15 protein-coding genes, 1 tRNA gene and 1 riboswitch are annotated in these 19,084 nt (G+C 66.6%); of the genes, 10 read left to right on the top strand and 6 right to left on the bottom strand.

Features of this window, described 5'->3' with window-relative positions; translation table 11 throughout:
- The first annotated feature begins 125 nt into the window (after positions 1–125).
- Both IHE49_RS17175 and IHE49_RS17170 read left to right on the top strand, forming a co-directional pair.
- A tRNA-Leu gene (locus IHE49_RS17175) sits at positions 126–210 on the top strand.
- Between the two features lie 76 nt (positions 211–286).
- The gene (locus IHE49_RS17170; protein ID WP_225578531.1) at positions 287–904 is read left to right on the top strand and encodes an HAD-IA family hydrolase; all 618 of its coding nucleotides are present in this window, start codon (positions 287–289) and stop codon (positions 902–904) included.
- On the opposite strand, the gene IHE49_RS17165 is transcribed toward IHE49_RS17170, so the two are convergent.
- Positions 901–1,311, bottom strand: coding sequence for a VOC family protein (locus IHE49_RS17165; protein ID WP_192160225.1), 411 nt, complete (start codon positions 1,309–1,311; stop codon positions 901–903). The two genes, IHE49_RS17170 and IHE49_RS17165, sit on opposite strands and share 4 nt — an antisense overlap.
- Before the next feature lie 163 nt (positions 1,312–1,474).
- A riboswitch (glycine riboswitch) is annotated at positions 1,475–1,568 on the top strand.
- A 35-nt stretch (positions 1,569–1,603) separates the two neighbouring features.
- On the opposite strand from IHE49_RS17165, the gene gcvP reads away from it, so the two are divergent.
- The 3 genes from gcvP (at position 1,604) to IHE49_RS17150 (ending at position 8,261) form a co-directional block, all read left to right on the top strand.
- The gene (gcvP, locus tag IHE49_RS17160) at positions 1,604–4,525 is read left to right on the top strand and encodes an aminomethyl-transferring glycine dehydrogenase (protein ID WP_192160222.1); all 2,922 of its coding nucleotides are present in this window, start codon (positions 1,604–1,606) and stop codon (positions 4,523–4,525) included.
- Between the two features lie 229 nt (positions 4,526–4,754).
- Positions 4,755–6,902, top strand: a complete 2,148-nt coding sequence (ovoA, locus tag IHE49_RS17155; protein WP_192160220.1) for a 5-histidylcysteine sulfoxide synthase — start codon at positions 4,755–4,757, stop codon at positions 6,900–6,902.
- A gap of 195 nt (positions 6,903–7,097) precedes the next feature.
- Complete coding sequence (locus tag IHE49_RS17150; protein WP_192160218.1) at positions 7,098–8,261, top strand: PatB family C-S lyase; 1,164 nt, start codon at positions 7,098–7,100, stop codon at positions 8,259–8,261.
- A 944-nt stretch (positions 8,262–9,205) separates the two neighbouring features.
- Here the strand turns inward: IHE49_RS17150 and IHE49_RS17145 are convergent.
- The gene (locus IHE49_RS17145) at positions 9,206–11,860 is read right to left on the bottom strand and encodes a M1 family metallopeptidase (RefSeq protein ID WP_192160216.1); all 2,655 of its coding nucleotides are present in this window, start codon (positions 11,858–11,860) and stop codon (positions 9,206–9,208) included.
- 215 nt (positions 11,861–12,075) lie between these two features.
- On the opposite strand from IHE49_RS17145, the gene IHE49_RS17140 reads away from it, so the two are divergent.
- From IHE49_RS17140 to IHE49_RS17130, 3 genes are all read left to right on the top strand, one after another.
- Positions 12,076–13,338, top strand: a complete 1,263-nt coding sequence (locus IHE49_RS17140) for a histidine kinase (RefSeq protein ID WP_343227599.1) — start codon at positions 12,076–12,078, stop codon at positions 13,336–13,338.
- The gene (locus IHE49_RS17135; protein ID WP_192160212.1) at positions 13,335–14,105 is read left to right on the top strand and encodes a LytTR family DNA-binding domain-containing protein; all 771 of its coding nucleotides are present in this window, start codon (positions 13,335–13,337) and stop codon (positions 14,103–14,105) included. Before IHE49_RS17140 ends, IHE49_RS17135 begins: the two co-directional genes overlap by 4 nt.
- 67 nt (positions 14,106–14,172) lie before the next feature.
- A complete protein-coding gene (locus IHE49_RS17130; protein WP_192160210.1) occupies positions 14,173–14,391 on the top strand; it encodes a hypothetical protein in 219 nt (72 codons plus the stop codon).
- A gap of 26 nt (positions 14,392–14,417) precedes the next feature.
- Here the strand turns inward: IHE49_RS17130 and IHE49_RS17125 are convergent, their stop codons facing one another.
- Positions 14,418–15,161 (bottom strand): hypothetical protein, encoded by a 744-nt coding sequence (locus IHE49_RS17125; RefSeq protein WP_192160208.1) that lies wholly within the window; start codon positions 15,159–15,161, stop codon positions 14,418–14,420.
- The gene (locus IHE49_RS17120; RefSeq protein ID WP_192160206.1) at positions 15,158–15,649 is read right to left on the bottom strand and encodes an RNA polymerase sigma factor; all 492 of its coding nucleotides are present in this window, start codon (positions 15,647–15,649) and stop codon (positions 15,158–15,160) included. Before IHE49_RS17120 ends, IHE49_RS17125 begins: the two co-directional genes overlap by 4 nt.
- A 120-nt stretch (positions 15,650–15,769) precedes the next feature.
- On the opposite strand from IHE49_RS17120, the gene IHE49_RS17115 reads away from it, so the two are divergent.
- Together IHE49_RS17115 and IHE49_RS17110 are read left to right on the top strand one after the other, a co-directional pair.
- Positions 15,770–17,020 (top strand): S8 family serine peptidase, encoded by a 1,251-nt coding sequence (locus tag IHE49_RS17115; RefSeq protein WP_192160204.1) that lies wholly within the window; start codon positions 15,770–15,772, stop codon positions 17,018–17,020.
- A gap of 106 nt (positions 17,021–17,126) precedes the next feature.
- Positions 17,127–17,972: a hypothetical protein gene (locus tag IHE49_RS17110; RefSeq protein WP_192160202.1), complete on the top strand. Its 846-nt coding sequence runs from the start codon at positions 17,127–17,129 to the stop codon at positions 17,970–17,972.
- Positions 17,973–18,095: 123 nt separating this feature from the next.
- On the opposite strand, the gene msrA is transcribed toward IHE49_RS17110, so the two are convergent.
- Both msrA and msrB read right to left on the bottom strand, forming a co-directional pair.
- Complete coding sequence (gene msrA, locus IHE49_RS17105) at positions 18,096–18,611, bottom strand: peptide-methionine (S)-S-oxide reductase MsrA (protein ID WP_225578530.1); 516 nt, start codon at positions 18,609–18,611, stop codon at positions 18,096–18,098.
- Positions 18,611–19,057: a peptide-methionine (R)-S-oxide reductase MsrB gene (gene msrB, locus IHE49_RS17100; protein WP_192160197.1), complete on the bottom strand. Its 447-nt coding sequence runs from the start codon at positions 19,055–19,057 to the stop codon at positions 18,611–18,613. Before msrB ends, msrA begins: the two co-directional genes overlap by 1 nt.
- Between the last annotated feature and the right edge of the window lie 27 nt (positions 19,058–19,084).

Genomic DNA, 19,084 nt, shown 5'->3' with positions numbered 1-19,084 from the left:
GTATGGATGGCTGCGCCACGAGCGGCACAACCGAAAAATGGAAAGCGTCAACAAAGTGTTGACAGGAGCTGGGCAGATGCCTAATCTACGCGGCTCACGCAGCCCGAAAGGCACGCGCGACACCTGCCCAGGTGGCGGAATTGGTAGACGCACTAGTTTCAGGTACTAGCGGGTAAAACCGTGGAGGTTCGAGTCCTCTCCTGGGCACCAATTGTAGACGAAGCCCGCAGCGATGCGGGCTTCGTCGTTTTTGCGATTCGCACGCGCCGCAATGGGTGAGCTGCCGATGACGTCCTCGCCGCATGTCCTTGCCTCCCGGCGCCATTGGGTTTTCGATCTCGATGGCACGCTGACCGTCGCCGTGCACGACTTCGCCGCGATCCGCCAGGCTCTGGGCGTTCGCGACCACGAAGACATCCTTGCTCACATCGCCGCGCTGCCTGCGTACGAAGCCGATGCGAAGCGCGTGTGGCTGCTTGAGCACGAGCGCGGGCTTGCGCTGGCTTCGCGCCCTGCCATGGGCGCGATCGCACTGGTCCGCTCGCTCGCGGCGCGCGGCTGCCGGCTCGGCATCCTCACCCGCAACCTGCGCGAACTGGCCCTGCTTTCGCTGGAAGCGATCGGCCTGGCCGACTGCTTCGACCCGGCCGACGTGCTGGGCCGCGAAGACGCGCCACCGAAGCCCGACCCCGCCGGGCTGCACCGCCTGGCCGAACATTGGGCAATCGATCCTGCCCTGCTGACCATGGTTGGCGACTATGCCTACGACCTGGCTTGTGCCCGCGCTGCCGGCGCACAGGCCGTGCTGGTGAACCTGCCGCTGAACCAATGGCCTGATCTGGCCGACTGGCATTTCGTCGATTGCGGCGACCTGGCTGCGGCACTGGGTGCCACGGCCGGCTAGATATCCGATGCCGGCCCCTTGAGCTCGATCATGTTCCCCTGCGGGTCGTAGCAATAGATCGAAGGCCCTTCGCCACGCGCGCCGTAGCGCATACCCAGCTCGCCGATACGTACGCCATGCGCCTCGAGATGCGCGAGGATCGCCGCTTCGTCGTACTTCTCAACGCGCAGGCAAAGGTGATCCATGTTGTGGCCCTCCCTGCCCGGCGCCGCGCCGCCATGGCGACCCAGCTTGCCCTCCACCCCGACCAGGTCGATCAACGACGCACCGGCACGCAGCTGCAGCAGGCCGATCTCGTCCTGCCGGCGCTCTTCGCGGCAACCCAGGACATCGCAATAGAAATGCCGCATCGCCTCGACGTCGATGGCGCGCAGCACGACATGGTCGATTTCGCCAATGCGGATCATGGCGGCTCCGGGAAATGGAGAACCCGGAGCATAGCGCTACGCTTGGCCCTCCCCTGTATAATTGCCGGCGAAACGCATGGTGGGAGAAGCGGCCGCTCCACGAGAGCGCACCGCTGCCGAAGGCGCAACGCCCGTAATCGCTCAGGCCCCATACCATCCTGCGCAACAGCACTCTGGAGAGAGCGGTTCGATCCGCCGCCGAAGGGGCACGAGGCTCACGCCTCCAAACTCTCAGGCAAAAGGACAGAGGGGCGCCCGCGTGCGGCATGCACGCAGACTTCGGACGCCCTTCATGAGCCAGAACACTCCCTCCCTGCGCGAGCTGGAAAACCACGACGCCTTCATCGCGCGCCACATCGGCCCCAACGACGCCGAGATCGCGCACATGCTGCGCACCGTCGGCCACGACTCGCTGGAGGCTATGACCGACGCGATCGTGCCCGCGAAGATCAAGTCCGCCGCGCCTCTGGCGTTGCCCGTCGCGATGAGCGAGGTGGAGGCGCTGGCGAAGATCCGTGCCATCGCGGACAAGAACAAGGTGTTCAGGAGCTTCATCGGCCAGGGCTATTACGGCACGCACACGCCCAACGTCATCCTGCGCAACATCCTGGAGAACCCGGCGTGGTACACGGCCTATACGCCGTACCAGGCGGAGATCTCGCAGGGCCGCATGGAAGCGCTGATCAACTTCCAGACCATGTGCGCCGACCTCACCGGCATGGAGATCGCCAACGCCTCGCTGCTGGACGAAGCCACCGCGGCGGCCGAGGCGATGACGCTGGCCAAGCGCTCGGCCAAGGCCAAGGGCAACGTGATCGTGGTGTCCGGCGATGCACATCCGCAGACCATCTCGGTGATGCAGACGCGCGCGGAGCCGCTGGGCTTGACGGTCAAACTGGTCAACTCCGCCGAGGAATGGGACGCCGCGATCGCCGCGGACGACTATTTCGCCGCGCTGATCCAGTACCCGGCCAGCAGCGGCTGGTTGATGGACTGGAGCGAAGATGTAGCGAAGGTCCATGCCAAGGGCGCACTGGCCATCTTCGCCAGCGACCTGCTGGCACTGACCCTGCTCAAGCCGCCGGGCGAGATGGGCGCGGACATCGTGATCGGCAACTCGCAGCGCTTCGGCGTGCCGTTCGGCTTCGGCGGCCCGCACGCCGCCTTCATGGCCTGCCGCGATGCGTACAAGCGTTCGATGCCGGGCCGCCTGATCGGCGTCTCCATCGACGCCGAAGGCAACAAGGCCTACCGCCTCACCCTGCAGACGCGCGAGCAGCACATCCGCCGCGAGAAGGCCACCAGCAACATCTGCACCGCACAGGTGCTGCTCGCCGTGATGGCCTCGATGTACGCCGTTTACCACGGCCCGGAAGGCCTCACCCGCATCGCCACGCGCGTGGCGCGCCTCGCCGCCATCCTCAGGGCCGGCCTGCAGCAGCTCGGCTTCACCGCCAGCCACCACGAGACCGCGTTCGATACGCTGAGCCTGAAGACCGGCGAACGCACCGACGCCATCGCAGCGCGCGCGGTGGCACTGGGCGCCAACCTGCGCAAGGCCTGGGGCGAGTACCTGTGCATTTCGCTGGACGAGACCACCACGCGTGCCGACATCGAACTGCTGTGGCGCATCTTCGGCGGCGACGACGCCAAGCTGCCGAGCATCGACGCGCTGGACACCAGCGCGCCGTCGCTGATCCCGCAGGAACTGCGGCGCACCTCGGACTTCCTTACCCACCCGGTGTTCAACACCCACCACAGCGAGCACGAGCTGCTGCGCTACCTGCGCGCGCTGGCCGACAAGGACCTGGCGATGGACCGCACGATGATCCCGCTGGGTTCGTGCACCATGAAGCTCAATGCCACCGCCGAGATGATCCCGGTGACCTGGCCGGAGTTCGGCAACATCCATCCGTTCGCGCCGGCCGCGCAGACGCAGGGCTACGAGGAGCTGATCGCCGGGCTGGAAGCGCAGCTGGTGGAAATCACCGGCTACGACGCGGTAAGCCTGCAGCCGAACTCCGGCGCGCAAGGCGAATACGCCGGCCTGCTGGCGATCCGCGCCTATCACCAGTCGCGCGGCGAAGGCCACCGCGACATCTGCCTGATCCCCGAGTCCGCCCACGGCACCAACCCGGCTTCCGCGCAGATGTGCGGCATGCGCGTGGTGGTGACCAAGTGCGACGCCAACGGCAACGTCGACCTGGAAGACATCCGCGCGCAGGCCGAGAAGCATTCGGCCAACCTCGCCGCGATCATGCTCACCTACCCGTCCACCCACGGCGTGTTCGAGGAGGACGTAGTGGCGATCTGCGACATCGTCCACCAGCACGGCGGGCAGGTGTACACCGACGGCGCCAACATGAACGCGCTGGTGGGCGTGGCCAAGCCCGGCAAGTGGGGCTCGGACGTCAGCCATCTCAACCTGCACAAGACCTTCTGCATCCCGCACGGCGGCGGCGGCCCGGGCGTGGGCCCGTGTGCGGTGCGCTCGCACCTCGCACCGTTCCTGCCGGGCGCGCTGGGCAACGACGGCGCACGCACGCAGGGCACCGGCAACGGCCCGGCGGTCAGCGCCGCCACCTTCGGCAGCGCCTCGATCCTGCCGATCTCGTGGATGTACATCACGCTGATGGGCACGGCAGGCTTGCGCAAGGCCACCCAGGTGGCGCTGCTCAACGCCAACTACATCGCCAAGCGCCTCGCCGCGCACTACCCCACGCTGTACACCGGCCGCAACGGGCTGGTGGCACACGAGTGCATCCTCGACCTGCGCCCGATCAAGGACGCCACCGGCATCAGCGCCGAGGACGTGGCGAAGCGCCTGATCGACTTCGGCTTCCACGCGCCCACGCTGAGCTTCCCGGTGGCCGGCACGCTGATGGTGGAGCCGACCGAGAGCGAATCGCAGCACGAGCTGGACCGCTTCATCGACGCGATGATCCAGATCCGCGACGAGATCCGCGCCGTGGAGGAAGGCAAGCTGGACCGCGACGACAACCCGCTGCGCAACGCCCCGCACACCGCGTTCGCGGTGAGCGCCGGCGAGTGGACGCACGCCTACCCGCGCGAACTGGCCGCCTTCCCGCTGCCTTCGCTGAAATTGCAGAAGTACTGGTCGCCGGTGGCCCGCGTCGACAACGTCTACGGCGACAAGAACATCATGTGCGCCTGCATCCCTGTGGATGCGTACAAGGAAGAGATCGAGGCGTAAGCGCCCTGCTCCCCTCTCCCGCTTGCGAGAGAGGGGCTTTCGACTTTCCAAGCCCCGCCATGTGCGGGGCTTTTTTATCGTCAAGGCTTGAGTCGCCGGCGAGCCACCACATGTATTTCCGTTGAGCCGGATGGATGCACGACGGGATCCCATGCCCTGCCGCGTGCCAGAATGCAGATCCTGTTGCGCCTGACACCCATCCATTCCCCGGGATCGAGAGGTCATCGCCATGAACGCTTCCACGCTTGCCGAACCCAGCCAGCGCTCCGCCGCGACCGCGCCGCTGCCGCGCACGCCGAACCTGCACGAAGCCGATCCCGTCCGCATGCGCCAGGTGCTGCGCGATTACTTCACCAGCACCTTCGACCGCTACGAGTCGCTGTTCGAGACGCTCGCCGTCGACGCAGCCTGGTACGAACCTTCGATCACCCTGCGCCACCCGCTGATCTTCTACTACGGCCACACCGCCACCTTCTTCGTCAACAAGCTGCTGCTTGCACGCATGATCGAGCAGCGCATCGACCCGCACCTCGAATCCGTGTTCGCGGTGGGCGTGGACGAGATGAGCTGGGACGACCTCGACGACACCCACTACGACTGGCCCGGCGTACCCGAGGTGAAGGCCTACCGCGACAAGGTGCGCGCGCTGGTGCTGCGCCTAATCGACGAAGCGCCGCTGACCATGCCCATCGGCTGGGACCATCCATGGTGGACCATCGTGATGGGCATCGAGCACGAACGCATCCACCTCGAAACCTCGTCGGTGCTGGTCCGCCAGCACAAGCTCGCCTACGTGAAGCCGCATCCCGCATGGCGGCCATGCACGGAGAGCGGCGCAGCGCCGGAAAACACGCTGGTGAAAGTGCCGGCAGGCAGTGTCGTGCTGGGCCGTTCCATCGATAGCGCGACCTACGGCTGGGACAACGAATACGGTCGGCACGAAGCCGAGGTGGCCGCCTTCGAGGCCAGCCGCTTCCTCGTGAGCAACGGTGAATTCCGCGCCTTCGTGGAAGACGGCGGCTATGCCCAGGCCGGCTGGTGGGACGAGGAAGGCAACGGCTGGCGCGAATTCGCCAAGGCCAACCATCCCACGTTCTGGCGCAGCTCGGCGGACGGCTGGAAGCTGCGCCTGATGACCGAGGAAGTGGCCATGCCGTGGGACTGGCCGGTGGAAACGAACTACCACGAAGCCAGGGCGTTCTGCCGCTGGAAATCCGCACATAGCGGCCAGCCGGTGCGCCTGCCCACCGAAGACGAGTGGTACCGCCTGTACGCCGAAAGCCGTCGCGGCGCACCGCATGGGGAAACGCCGGGCGCGAACCTCAACCTCGCACACTGGGCCTCGTCCTGCGCGGTGAACCTCTTCGCGCAGGGCGCGTTCTTCGACGTGGCCGGGAATGCCTGGCAATGGACGGAAACGCCGATCTATCCGTTCGAAGGTTTCGCGGTGCACCCGATCTACGACGACTTCACCACCCCCACCTTTGACGGACGTCACAACCTGATGAAGGGCGGCTCGTGGATCGCCACCGGCAACGAGGCCGAGGCCGCTTCGCGCTACGCCTTCCGCCGCCATTTCTTCCAGCACGCAGGCTTCCGTTACGTGGTGTCCAAAAACATGAAACCCGCCCCCGCCTCGCACTACGAAACCGACAAACTGCTCAGCGAATACGCCGAGTTCCATTACGGCGACAGCTACTTCGGCGTGCCGAATTTCTCCAAGGCACTGGTCGACCTGGCGCTGGGTACGCTCGACGGCTCGCCGAAGCGCAAAGCACTCGATCTCGGCTGCGCCTCGGGCCGCGCCAGCTTCGAGCTAGCGCGCCACTTCGGCCACGTGACCGGCGTGGATTTCTCCGCGCGCTTCATCGGCCAGGGCGTAGCGCTGGCAGGCGGCGACAGCCTGCGCTACCTGCTGCAGGACGAAGGCGAGCTGGTCGAATACAAGTCGCGCAACCTCGCCGAACTGGGCCTGGCGGACACCGCGGCCAAGGTGGAGTTCTTTCAGGGCGACGCCTGCAACCTCAAGCCGCAATTCAGCGGCTACGACTTCGTGCTCGCCGCCAACCTGATCGACCGCCTGTACAACCCGGCGCAATTCCTCGAAGCCATCCACGAACGGCTGAACCCTGGCGGCATCTTGATGATCGCCTCGCCCTACACGTGGCTGGCCGAGCACACGCCGCGCGCGGAATGGGTGGGCGGCTTCAAGAGGGACGGCGAAAGCTTCACCACGCTGGACGGGCTGGACGCGATCCTCGGCCAGCACTTCGAGCGGCTGGGCGAGCCACGCGAAGTACCCTTCGTGATACGCGAGACGCGGCGCAAGTTCCAGCACACCTTGTCCGAGGTGACCCTGTGGCGGCGGCGCGCGTGACGTGCCTCCCTGGCACAGGGACTACCTCACCGCCATTCCTGCGCAAGCAGGACAAGCGCGCAGCGCGCAGAAGGCCCGTAGGGCGGCCCCAAAGGGGCGAGCGCAGCGAGTCATCCAGTGCCTTTCCCGCATGAGGCAAAGGCACTGGATCTCGGCTTTCGCCGGGGTGACGAGCCACGCACCAGCAGGCCGCCCATGACTTTCGACTTCGACCAGCCCATCGACCGCCGCGGCAGCCATGCGCTGAAGTTCGACGGACGCCGGCAGAAATTCGGCAGCGACGAGATCAGCCCGTTGTGGGTGGCCGACATGGATTTCGCCGCACCGCCGTGCGTGGTCGAGGCATTGCAGGAACGCGCCCGACACCCGATCTACGGTTACACGCAATACCCCGAAAGCCTGCAGCAGGCACTGGTCGGCTGGTGCATGCGCCGCCATCGCTGGCACGTCGAGCGCGACTGGCTGGTGCCGGCTTCCGGCGTGCTGGCCGCGTTGTCCGCCGCCATGCAGGCATGTACCGATGCGGGCGATGCGGTGATCGTGCAGCCACCGGTCTACCCCGGCCTCTTCCGCGCCGTGGAAAATGCCGGCCGACGATTACTGCACAACCCGCTGCGCGAAACCGGCGGCCGTTACGCGATGGATTTCGCGCAACTCGAACAGCAGGCCCGCGACGGTGCCCGCGCGCTGTTGCTGTGCAACCCGCACAATCCTGGCGGCCGCGCCTGGTCGCCGGACGAGCTCGGCGAAGTACTGCGCATCGCACGCCGCCACGGCATCACCGTGATTGCCGACGAGGTGCACGGCGATCTCGCGTTGCCCGGTGCCGGCTATTGCCCGCTGGGCAGTCTGGCGCAGGTGGACGACCGCGTCATTGCCCTGCTCTCGCCCGGCAAGACGTTCAACCTCTCGGGGCTGGCGCTATCTATGCTGGTAGCCAGGCGCGATGACCTGCGCACCGCATTGCGCAAGACGGTTGCCGCCATGCATCTGGGCGACGCCAGCCCCTTCGCCATCGCCGCGGCGGAAGCCGCGTGGCGCGAAGGCGATGCGTGGCTTGATGCGCTCAAGCCCTACCTGGGCGACACACGCGACCTCGTCGCCGACCGCCTGCGCACGCGCATCCCTTCAATCCGCTTGCATTCGCCCGAAGCCGGCTACCTGCTGTGGCTGGATTGCCGCGGGCTGGGCATGGACGACGATGTGCTGCGCGACTTCTTCATCCAACGCTGCAAGCTCGGCCTGAATCCCGGCACCGACTTCGGCCCCGGCGGCGGCGGCTTCGTGCGCATGAACATCGGCACGCCGCGGTGTAATGTCGAGGCGGCGCTGGACGCCATCGAGGCGGCAGCGACATGATGCTGCTCACCAAAGCCATTGGCGGCTTTCGACCCAAAGCTGCCGTTCTAGGGCCGGGCGCCTCTGTCCGGCTTTGCGTTCAGTTGTTTGCCGGGCGTGGCAAAGATAAGCCGCTGCAAGAACTAATGAGTTGCGCAAGAATCCCGTTGCGCCACCGGGGATGTATAAACGGACGGGCGTGTCCGTATACTCGATAGTTAGGCACCAAGGGAAACGATGTGGCAACTTCTGCTAGCGCTTGTGTTTGGCGGTACGTTTCAAATTACACCGGCGCCCGTGAGCATTACGAACACGTGGCGGGAAGTTCCGCTCAAGCGCCAGTTTAAGGCCCTAAACTCTGGTGCGGTTCTACAAATCGATGTTACCTCGGTCATCCCACCCACGGACTCCGGAGGCCACGATGCACTTGATCGCTTGGAGAGCGCCGAAAAGCGTTTCCCTCATGGGTGCGTCGTAGCAAGGCTTGTGTCCAAAGACCAAGGTACGATCTCTGTTTCAAACGTTTCAGAGGCAGCGTCTGCTACTCAAACATTTGTCGAGCTCAGCGGTACAAACGGCATGCCTACGCAACTCGAGTTCGACAAGTTGTTCCTTCGGGCAAGCTGCCCAATGTCTGGCGTCAAATTGTATTGGCATAACTATGGCATGTGAGCGTTGGTGCCTAACATCTCGGTCATCCAAACCTGCGGCCCAGGCCTAACATTTCGTTCAAGGCGGACGGCTTCGCCGCCGCTTAACTCCAGCGTTGACTGTCCGCTTCTGGCCGAAAACGGACGTGCGGTTCCTGTATTCGATGACTGGTCGATACTAGCGAAATGAAGGTAACCAGGCTGGGTAGTCGGCAATTACCAAAAGCTCGCTCGAGCAACACCGAATCGCATCGCCCCAGCAACCAAAAACAAGGCCCCGCATGCGGGGCCTTGTCGTGTCACTTGTGAGAACGCTCAGCCGCCGTTCTTTGCCAGCCACGCATCTACCGCCGGCAGGCGATCCTTGCGGATCATCATGCGGTACTGGATGTTGGCGATCACGCTGTCCGCCGGGCGACGCGCGGACGGATCGATGGTGGTCTCGTAGGCCTTGATCTTCTCGATCATCGCCGGGTCGAACGAGCTGCCGCCCAGCATCGGGTAGTAGCGGCTGCTGGAGGTGGAATCGACCAGCTTGTCCACCTGCGCGCGATGCGCCATGGCGAAGTCGTAGGCCATTTCCGGGTGCCGCCAGGCCACACCGCCGATCATGCCGGCACTGTTGGTGGCACCCGGTTCATCGGTGAGTGCGAGGTCGAGCGCACGCTGCGCCAGCGCCTTGTCCTCGGCGACGGAGAGCAGGACGTACAGGCGATCCTTGATCATCGGCGACTTCTCGGCCTTGGCTTGGGCATGCAGCTTGTCCCAGGTGGCCTCGTCGGCATGCTGCGCCACGATGGCGAAGATGGTCTTGCGCAGGGCTGCCGGCACCGCCTTCGGATCCGTGGCCTGTGCGTCGAAGCGGCGACGCACTTCCTTCAGCATTTCCTGGTCGCCCAGCGCGGCCAGCGCGCCGATCAGCTGCGTGCGCAGCAGCGTGGTCGAGGTGCTCTCGTCCGGCTTGGCGTCCCAGCCCACGCGCGCGAACACCGGCTTGAGCTGCGCCACGGCATAGGCGCGGAAGCGATCCTGACGTGCTTGGTCGCCGCGGTAGTACTGGTCCAGTCCTTCGAGGCTGCCGGCCACTTCCGCCCAGATTTCCGGATCGGCATTGGCCGGGGTGGCCTTGGCCATGTCGAGGAAATCCGACACCGGCTCGAGGCCGGCCATGCTTTCCGCCCAGGTGTCGCTCATCAGGCCGAGCTGGTCGATTGGCGCGAGCTTGGTGAAGTCCTGCTTCAGCGCGGCGAGCTGTGCCGGCGCGTAGAGCGTGCGGTAGTAACCGCTCTGCCCCGCGTTCACCAGCACCGGGCCGCAGCCCTTCAGCTTCAGCGTGGCGGAACCGTCCACCAGCGTGCTGGCGGCGGGGTTGCCCACCACCTGCGCGATGACCGGCACGTGCCAGCGCAACGGCTGCTTGTTCGGGCGATCCTTGGTGAATTCGCCCTGGGTGAGCTTGATGGTGGTCTCGCCATTGCTGCACATGGCCGAGTCCACTTTCATCAGCGGCACGCCCGGCTGCAGGGTGAAGTCGTGCGCCACCTGGGTGATGTGCTTGCCGGGAGCCGCGCCGTCCACCGCATGCCACAGGTCGTCGGACACCGTGTTGCCGTAGGAGTGGGCCTTGAGGTAATTGTGCACGCCCTGGCGCCAGTTCTCCGGGCCCACATAGGCCTCGAGCATGCGGATCACCGCCTCGCCCTTGGAATAGGTGATGGTGTCGAAGGCCTGGCTGGCCTGCTCCACGGTGTCGATCTTCTGCACGATGGGATGCGTGGTGGCCACCGCGTCGACCGACATCGCGCCTTCGCGCGTGCCCACGGTATCGAGCACGGTGTTCCACTCGGGATGCACCTTCTCGGTTTCGCGCTCGGCCATCCACGAGGCGAAGCCTTCGTTGAGCCACAGGTTGTCCCACCAGTTCATGGTCACCAGGTCGCCGAACCACTGGTGCGCCATTTCGTGCGCGGCGGTGTTGAACACCTCCATCTTGTCGCCCTGCGTGGAGAACGACGGGTCGAGCAGCATGGCGTACTCGAAGGTGAAGATCGCGCCCCAGTTCTCCATCGCCGAGAAGAACTGGCTGCTGCCTGGCGCTGCGATGTTGTCCAGCTTGGGCAGCGGGTACTTGATGCCGAAGTAGTCGTTGTAGTCGTGCAGCACGGCCTTGGCCGAATCCAGCGTGAAGGCCGCCTGCGCGCCCTTGCCCTTCTGCATCACCACGCCGATCTCGGTGCCGTCCGAGGTGGTGGTGACGCGGTCGAATTCGCCCAGCCCGAAGAACAGCAGGTAGGTGGACATCTTCGGCGAGGTCTGGAAGGTCACCTTCTGCAGGCCGTTGCCGGCGTCGGCCTTGGAGGCCACCGGCATGTTGCTCACCGCCATCTCGTTGCCCGGCACGGTGACGCTGAGGTCGAACGTGGCCTTGTAGTTCGGCTCGTCCCACGACGGGATGAAGCGGCGCGCGTCGGAGTTCTCGAACTGCGTGAACAGCGCGCGCTTGTTGCCCGACGCCGTGGGGTAGTCGATGGCGAACAGGCCGTTGGCCTGGGTGCCGATGGTGCCGACGTAGTTCATCGCCAGCTTGTAGCTACCCGGCGCAACCGGCTTGTCGAAGCTGAAGGTGGCGGTCTGCGTCTTTTCGTCCACCGCGACCTTGGCCGTCACGGCGGTGCCCTTGCCCGACGCCGGCTCCAGTGTCACCGACGAGAACGTCATGCCCTCGGCATTGAGGGTGATGCTGATGCTGGGCTTGAGCACCTGCACATCCACGGTCACCTGGCCGTCGAAGTTCATCTTCTCCGCATGCGGGGTGATGGCCACCGCGTAGTGCGTGGGGCGCACATTGCGCGGCAACTGCGTGGGAGTCTGTGACGACACGGCAGCTGCCGGCTGCGCCGGCATCGCCAACGTGCTGCCGGCGGACACGGCGAGCGCCATAGCGATCGCGGAAACCAGGGACTTGCGCATGGAACCTCTCCTTGGAGGGCATCGGGAATGAATTGCCGCCCATGGTGGCGCTGGCGGCGACAGCCAGGAACGGCCGGAAGTCATGCCTGCCGTCCATGCTTCGCGCCGCCTTTCGCGCGTTCCGCACCCGCCGAACCCGACTTGGTCGGATGCGTGGGAAAACCCGCGAAATCGGCCGCTATGCTCGTTCCCGATCAATCACTGGGGACACCATCGTGATCAAGGGCCTTTTCTTCATAGCGCGCCTAGTCGTGGCCTGGTTGCTGGCCCTGTTCTTCGTCGTGATCCTGATGGTCAACACCGGCCCGCTTCGCGGCACGGAACCGTTGCCGCAGATCATCATCGTCGTGGTGCTGGTGCTGGTGGTGACCGGCGCATTCTCCCACCTGCGCCGCGTGCGATTGATCGCCGGCCACGCGAACCTGGACACGCTGGGCAACCGCCAGCGCCGCCAGATCGAATTGCCGTTCGAGGCCGGCGAGGCATTCGACATGCTGGATGCGACGATCCGCGAACTGCCCTACACCGAGGAAATCGAAAGCGCCCGCGACAGCCTGCAGGTGCGCGCCAAGGTGCGTCGTCCCAATCCGTATGGCCGCGCCATCGTCGGCTGGCTCAATCCCTTCAGCTGGCTGGGCAGCCGACGCAACCAGATCTTCGCCACGGTGACGCCGGGCAACGGCATCGGCAGCGTCACCCTGGTGTGCGAACCGGAAAGCGGCGCGTGGACCGACTGGTTCCGCGTGGACGACGGCGCCAACCTGGTCAATGCCGAAGCGATCTCCCGCGCCCTCGCCCGCCGGGTGGCCGAACGCCGCCGCCGCGAACAGCAGGCCGCCGCGCAGACCGCCACGGACAAGGAACTGGCGCAGGCCAGGCTCAGCCTGCTGCACGCGCAGGTGGAACCGCATTTCCTCTACAACACGCTGACCAGCGCGCAATACCTCACGCGCACCGAACCGGCGCAGGCCGACCGCATGCTCGGCCATCTCATCCAGTACCTGCGCCACTCGCTGCCCAGCGCGGAGGAAACGCTTTCCACGCTGGGCGAAGAGCTGGAACGCGCCCGCGCCTATCTCGAAATCCTGAAGATCCGTATGGGGGCACGGCTGGAAATGAAGATCGAAGTGCCCGACGCGCTGCGCGGCATCACCCTGCCGCCGATGATGCTGCAGACGCTGGTGGAGAACGCGATCAAGCATGGCCTGGAGCCCAAGCCCGGTGGCGGCAGCGTATGGATCCTCGCGCGCCGCGACGACGGCAGCGTGGCGATCACCGTGGCCGACGACGGCCAGGGCTTCGGCGCAGCGAGCGGCGGCACCGGCATCGGCCTGAAAAACGTGCGCGAGCGGCTGCAGCTCGTGTATGGCCCGCGCGCCTCGCTGGCGGTGGTGGCCAACGTGCCCGAGGGCGTCGCCGCCACGCTCACCGTGCCGGCGCAACAAGCCGCAGCGAGCCCGACGGAATCACGGCCATGACCCGGGCCGTGATCGCCGAGGACGAACCACTGCTGCGCGAAGCATTGAGCCGCCTGCTCGGCGAGGCGTGGCCGGAGCTCGATGTGATTGCCGAGTGCGAAAACGGCGCTGACGCACTGGACGCCATCGCCGCGCAGCAGCCGGACGTGGCTTTCCTCGACATCCGCATGCCCGGTCTCAGCGGCCTCGAAGTGGCTGCCGCAGCCGCCGAAGCCAGCCCCGCCACGCAGGTGGTGTTCACCACCGCATACGACCAGTACGCCATCGATGCCTTCGAGCGCGGCGCGATCGATTACCTGCTCAAGCCCATCACCGTCGAACGCCTGGCCGCCACCATAGAACGGCTGAAGCGTCGCGCCACCGCCGGCCAGGCCGCGCGCGGCGACCTCGTCCTGCTGCTGCGTGAGCTGGCACAAGGCGCCGCGCAAGCCGGTGCTGCGCCGCCGCTCACCTGGATCACCGCCGGCACCGGTCGCGAGACGCGGCTGATCATGGTGGACGATGTCGCCTACTTCCGTGCCGACCACAAGTACACCGTGGCGATGACCGCCGACGGTGAGGCGTTGCTGCGCAAGCCGATCCGCGAACTGCTGGAGCAACTCGACCCAGCCGTGTTCAAACAGATCCACCGTTCCACCATCGTCAACCTGAAAGCCATCGCCTCCATCGTCCGCGACGACAGCGGCAAAGGCACCGTGCGCCTCAAGCAACGCCCCGAGACCCTCACCGTGAGCCAGCCCTTCATGGTGCTGTTCCGCAACATGTGATCCATCGCGCGCGGCTCGTCACGCACGTGCCGCGCGTCGAAACCCCAGCCACTTCGGAAAATTCATCATGCAGAAGCTGACGATTGCCGGCTTGGCCTGCCTTTGCCTTGCCGCCTGCGCCACGCCCCCCATCAATCACGACGCGCTGCACTGGCATGCCGTGCGCGACTGCAGGGTACGTGCTGCCGTGGCTCCGGCCTACGCCGTAGACAGCACCGGCATCGGCCTGCGCAACGTCGCCTTCGATCTCTGCATGCGTACAGCGAATTTGGCGAAGGAGCGTTAGGCGCTCTCGCCGCGATGCCCGGTGCTTCAGCGCCACCCCTCTGCGCGCGCCGCCCGTTCCTGCTGCGCGTCGAAGACCTCGCCGCTCAGGCGGGCATCGATCGCAGCCTGCACGGCGGGCGGCAGATCGCTCGCGGCCTGCCGCAGTTCACCGCCTTCGGACAGAACCGCCGGACCCAGCATGGGCAATTCCCAACCCGCTGTTGTGTGGCAGGCCAGTCCGGCACGCACCGGTGGCGTGCGGACGGTGAAGCTGCGGCAGACCTGTCCGTCCTTGCTGCGGAAGCTGAGGCCGATCGCGACCGAGGCGTATGCATCCGGCTCGCTCGCCAGTTGGTTGTCGAGCGCGCGGGTCAGCGCGCCTGCCGCAAACTGCCGTCCGTCTTGCGTGCGCACCCAACTGCTGTCTGCCTGCCACCACAGGCCTGCGGCGAGCAGAGCCACCGATGCCGCCAGCGCGGCGCCCGGCACCAACCAACGGCGGGTCGCACGACGACGAACGGCACCCGCATCGCGCCCACCCTCCAGCACGGTGAACGGCGTGGCCCGTGCAGCCGTTGGCTGCAGCAGGGCAGACAGGCGCCCGGGTATCGGCTCGTCCAGCACCGGATCGAACGCAGCCCGCAGTTGCGCATCCAGGGCACGCAACTGTCGCACGCGGCAGGCCAGCGCATCGTCCTGCGCCAGCGCCGCATCGACGCGCGCGGTATCCGCCGCATCGAGCGCGCCGTCCACGTAAGCCTGCAAGATCTCGTCGTCTATCGGTGTCATGCGTCGTTCCCGAGATGGGCCTGCAAGGTGGCACGGGCGCGAGCCAGGCGGCTGGTGACGGTTCCCACCGGCACCTCCAGCAACACGGCAGCCTCGTCGTAGGACAAGCCCTCGACCAGCACCAGCGCCACCACTTCGCGATGGTCCGGCGGCAGCGTCGCCAGTGCCTGCGCCAGTTCCATCTGCTGCGCGTGCCGCGCCTCGCTGCCATCGGCTACCGTGTCGCCGGCCTCCTCCGGCGCGAACAGATGCTGCTCTCTGCCACGCGCACGCAACTCGTCCCGCCAGGCATTGCGCGCGATCGCGAACACCCACTTGTCCAGCGCAGCATCCGGCCGCCATTGCACGGATCGCGCGAGCGCGCGCTCCAGCACCACCTGCACCAGGTCGTCGGCATCCGCCGCCTGCCCTGCCAGCGCCCGCGCCAGGCGTCGCAGACGCGGCAGCAGTTCAATCAGCCCTTCGCGCACGGCATCGCTCGAATGCACGCATCACCTTCCACTACGCCTGGAGGGACGGATTCCTTCCCTCGCGCGCACCGTGCGGTTCGAGGGCGTAAAGAAAACGCATGCTAGCATCCGGCCCCGTCGCTCCCGAGGTGTCCGGCGATGCACTTGCGTCGTGCTTCCGCGTTGTCCATTCCGGTGCTGGCCCTCGTGCTCGCGCTGGGCGGCAGCACCCCCGTGCATGCGCAACTGCTGGGCCCGGTGCAGCAGAGACTGCCTAACCTGCCGCCTCCGGCCACGCCCGTGCCCGGCACCGTCCCCGGCGTGGACCTGCAAAATGCCGATGACCTGCTGCGGCGGTCGCAGACCCTTGGCCTGAAGACGCAGGTCGAGGCGCTGCTGCGCCGGGAGCCGCAGCGCGTCACCGTGGATCCCCAAGGCGCGCCTATCTTGCGCGGCGAGTTTCTCGCCATGGGCATGTCAGGCCCCCAGCTCGATGCCGTGCAGGCGCAGGGCTTCACCGTGGATCGCCAGACGACCACGGATGCGACGCTCGGGCTGGATCTTGTCGTGCTGCACGACAGCCGTGACCGCAGTACGCGAAAAGCCATGCGCATCCTGCAACGGGCTGCGCCGGATGCGACGCTGGCGTACCAGCATCTCTACTTCCCGGCGGGCGGCAGCGACACGGCCCCTGCCACGAGCTCGTCCTCGCCCGTGCCTGCCACGCCGGCACGCGACATCGGGATGATCGACGGCGGGATCGACCCCGCCGATCCCGCGCTGGCACACGCGCGCGTCGAAACGCATGGCTGCAGCACGCCGACCGCCTCGCGACATGGCACGGCCGTCGCCGTTCGTCTCGTCGCCGGCGACACGGACACCTTGCATGCCGCTGACCTGTGGTGCGGTGACGAGGTCGGCGGCGCCACCGCCGGGTTGGTGGATGCTCTTGCATGGATGGATCGCGAACAGGTGGCGGTGATCAATATCAGCCTGGTCGGCCCCGACAACCCGGTGCTCGCGCGCGCGGTGCAGGCGATGATCGCGCGCGGCCACGTGCTGGTCGCTGCGGCCGGCAACGACGGCCCCGCTGCACCGCCCTTGTTCCCGGCGGCCTACCCCGCCGTGATCGGCGTCGGCGCCGTCGATGCGGACGGTCGCGTGCTGCCCGAGTCCGCCAGCGGCAAGCAGGTAGCCTTCTGCGCGCCGGGCGTGGTCGGCAGCGGCCGCGGCATGCTGCGCGGTACGTCGTTCGCGGCACCCATCGTGGCGCGCAAGGCTGCCCACGCGCTGAATGCTCCTCGGCCCGGCGCGGCGGCCCAGGTATTGCAGAACCTGATCGGCGAAGCCCGCGCTCCCGATGCCCATGACAGCGGCTCGCGTTGCGGCCACGGCCTGCTCCTGCCCTGAAACTGAACACGAAACAACCACAGCCGCGCGACATGGAAGGATGCTCCGCCGGCACTCGTAGTGGTCTCTGGAAGCCGCGGATTCGCCGCCGGCAGGAGGCTCCACCATGCGCAACACGACCTTCAGCAAGAAGACCCTCGGCGTCGCCCTGTGCACCGGCGCACTTGCCCTGGCCTCGATGACCAACGCCTATGCCCAGCATCTGGGCGGCGGCCTCGTCGGCGGTGCGACCGGTCAACTCCACGGAGCGATGGGAAGCGGCCAGTTCGGCGGCTCCGCGCAAGGCGCAGGCAACCTCGGCATGCCAGGCATCAATCCGAGCACGGCTGAGCTGCGTGCCGAGCACCTGCGTCAGCACGCCGCGTCGACCGCCACGCATGCCGTGACGCAGACCGCCAGCCGGTCGAGCGGCCAGGCGGCCGCCAACGGCTCCGGCCAACTCGCCGGCGCCACTGGCGCGAGTGCGGGTCAGGCTACATTGAACGGCGTGGCCGGGTTGGGGGCATCCGCCTCCGGGAGCATCGATGGCTCCGCTGCGGGCAAGGACGCAGGCGCGGCTGCGAACCAGGCACGTTCGGCTGCTTCGACGGCCAATCAGGACGCCATGAGCACCGTGGATCGCGCGCGGACTGCAGCCGGCAATGCGCGCACGGAAGCCGAGGGTGCCGCCCAGTCGGGCATCGGCTCGGCCCGGCAGGCCGCTGCCAACGGCATGTCCTCGGTCCATGCGCTGGGCACGCAGGCTGCCGGCGCCGTCGGCAACACGACGGCCAGTACGTCGGCCACGGGTAACGTCAGCGGCAATACCCGCGCCAACACCCGTTCCGGCTTCGGCGCGAACGGCACGACTGGCGCCAGTGGGCAGGCCAGCGCCAACGGTTCGCTCGGCGGCGGCATCTCCGCCTCGGCACAGGCCAGCGGCAACGCGCAGGCCGGCGCCCAGGGGCATTGAGCCTCCGCTGCTGACAAAACGAAGAAGGCCCCGCCTGCGGGGCCTTCTTCGTTGGACGGAACAGCCAGCGCCACATCGTGCTGTCGATCAGGGCGACTGCCGGCGTCAGCAGTCTTGATGCGATCAGCTTCCGATACCTTCCGTCCGGCGCGGCAGGCGCCAGCCCGGGCGCACGAAATGACAGGTGTAGCCGGTGGGGTAATGCTGCAGATAGTCCTGATGCTCCGGCTCGGCCATCCAGAAATCGCCAAGCGGCTGGACCTCGGTGACCACGCGATCCGGCCACAGGCCGGAGACATTCACGTCGGCAATCGTGTCCTCGGCGACGCGCTTCTGCGTCTCGTCGGCATACAGGATCATCGACCGATACGAGCTGCCGCGATCGTTGCCCTGCCGGTTCGGCGTGCTCGGATCGTGGATCTGGAAGAAAAATTCCAGCAGCTCGCGGTAACCGATACGCGCGGGATCGAACACGATCTCCACCGCCTCGGCATGCGTGCCGTGGTGACGGTAGGTGGCGTTGGGCACGTCGCCGCCGGCATAACCCGTGCGGGTGGACAGTACGCCCGGCTGTTTGCGCAGCAGTTCCTGCACGCCCCAGAAGCATCCTCCGGCGAGTACGGCGCGTTCGGTGGCCATCATTCGCCCTCCACCTGGTCCAGCCAAGCGCCGTAGCCCTCGGCTTCCATGTCGGCGCGCGCGACGAAACGCAACGAGGCGGAATTGATGCAGTAACGCAAACCGCCACGCTCGACAGGGCCATCCGGAAAGACATGCCCCAGATGGCTGTCGCCCCGCGACGAGCGCACCTCGGTGCGAGCCATACCGTGCGAGGTATCGTGCAATTCGCGGACGCTCGCCGGCTCCAGCGGTTTGGTGAAACTGGGCCAGCCGCAATGCGATTCAAACTTGTCGGTGGAAGCAAACAACGGCTCGCCCGACACCACATCCACATAGATGCCTGCTGCGGTGTGGTGCAGGTATTCGCCCGTACCGGGATACTCGGTGGCGTTCTCCTGCGTGACGCGATATTGCTCGGGCGTCAGGCGCGCCAGGGCATCAGGTGTCTTGCGATACACGGACATGGCAAGTCTCCACTCGGGATCGACGCA

This window comes from Rhodanobacter sp. 7MK24, assembly GCF_014842995.1.
In the GTDB taxonomy this organism is placed as follows: domain Bacteria; phylum Pseudomonadota; class Gammaproteobacteria; order Xanthomonadales; family Rhodanobacteraceae; genus Rhodanobacter_A.
This window is presented reverse-complemented; position numbering and strand designations above follow the sequence as displayed.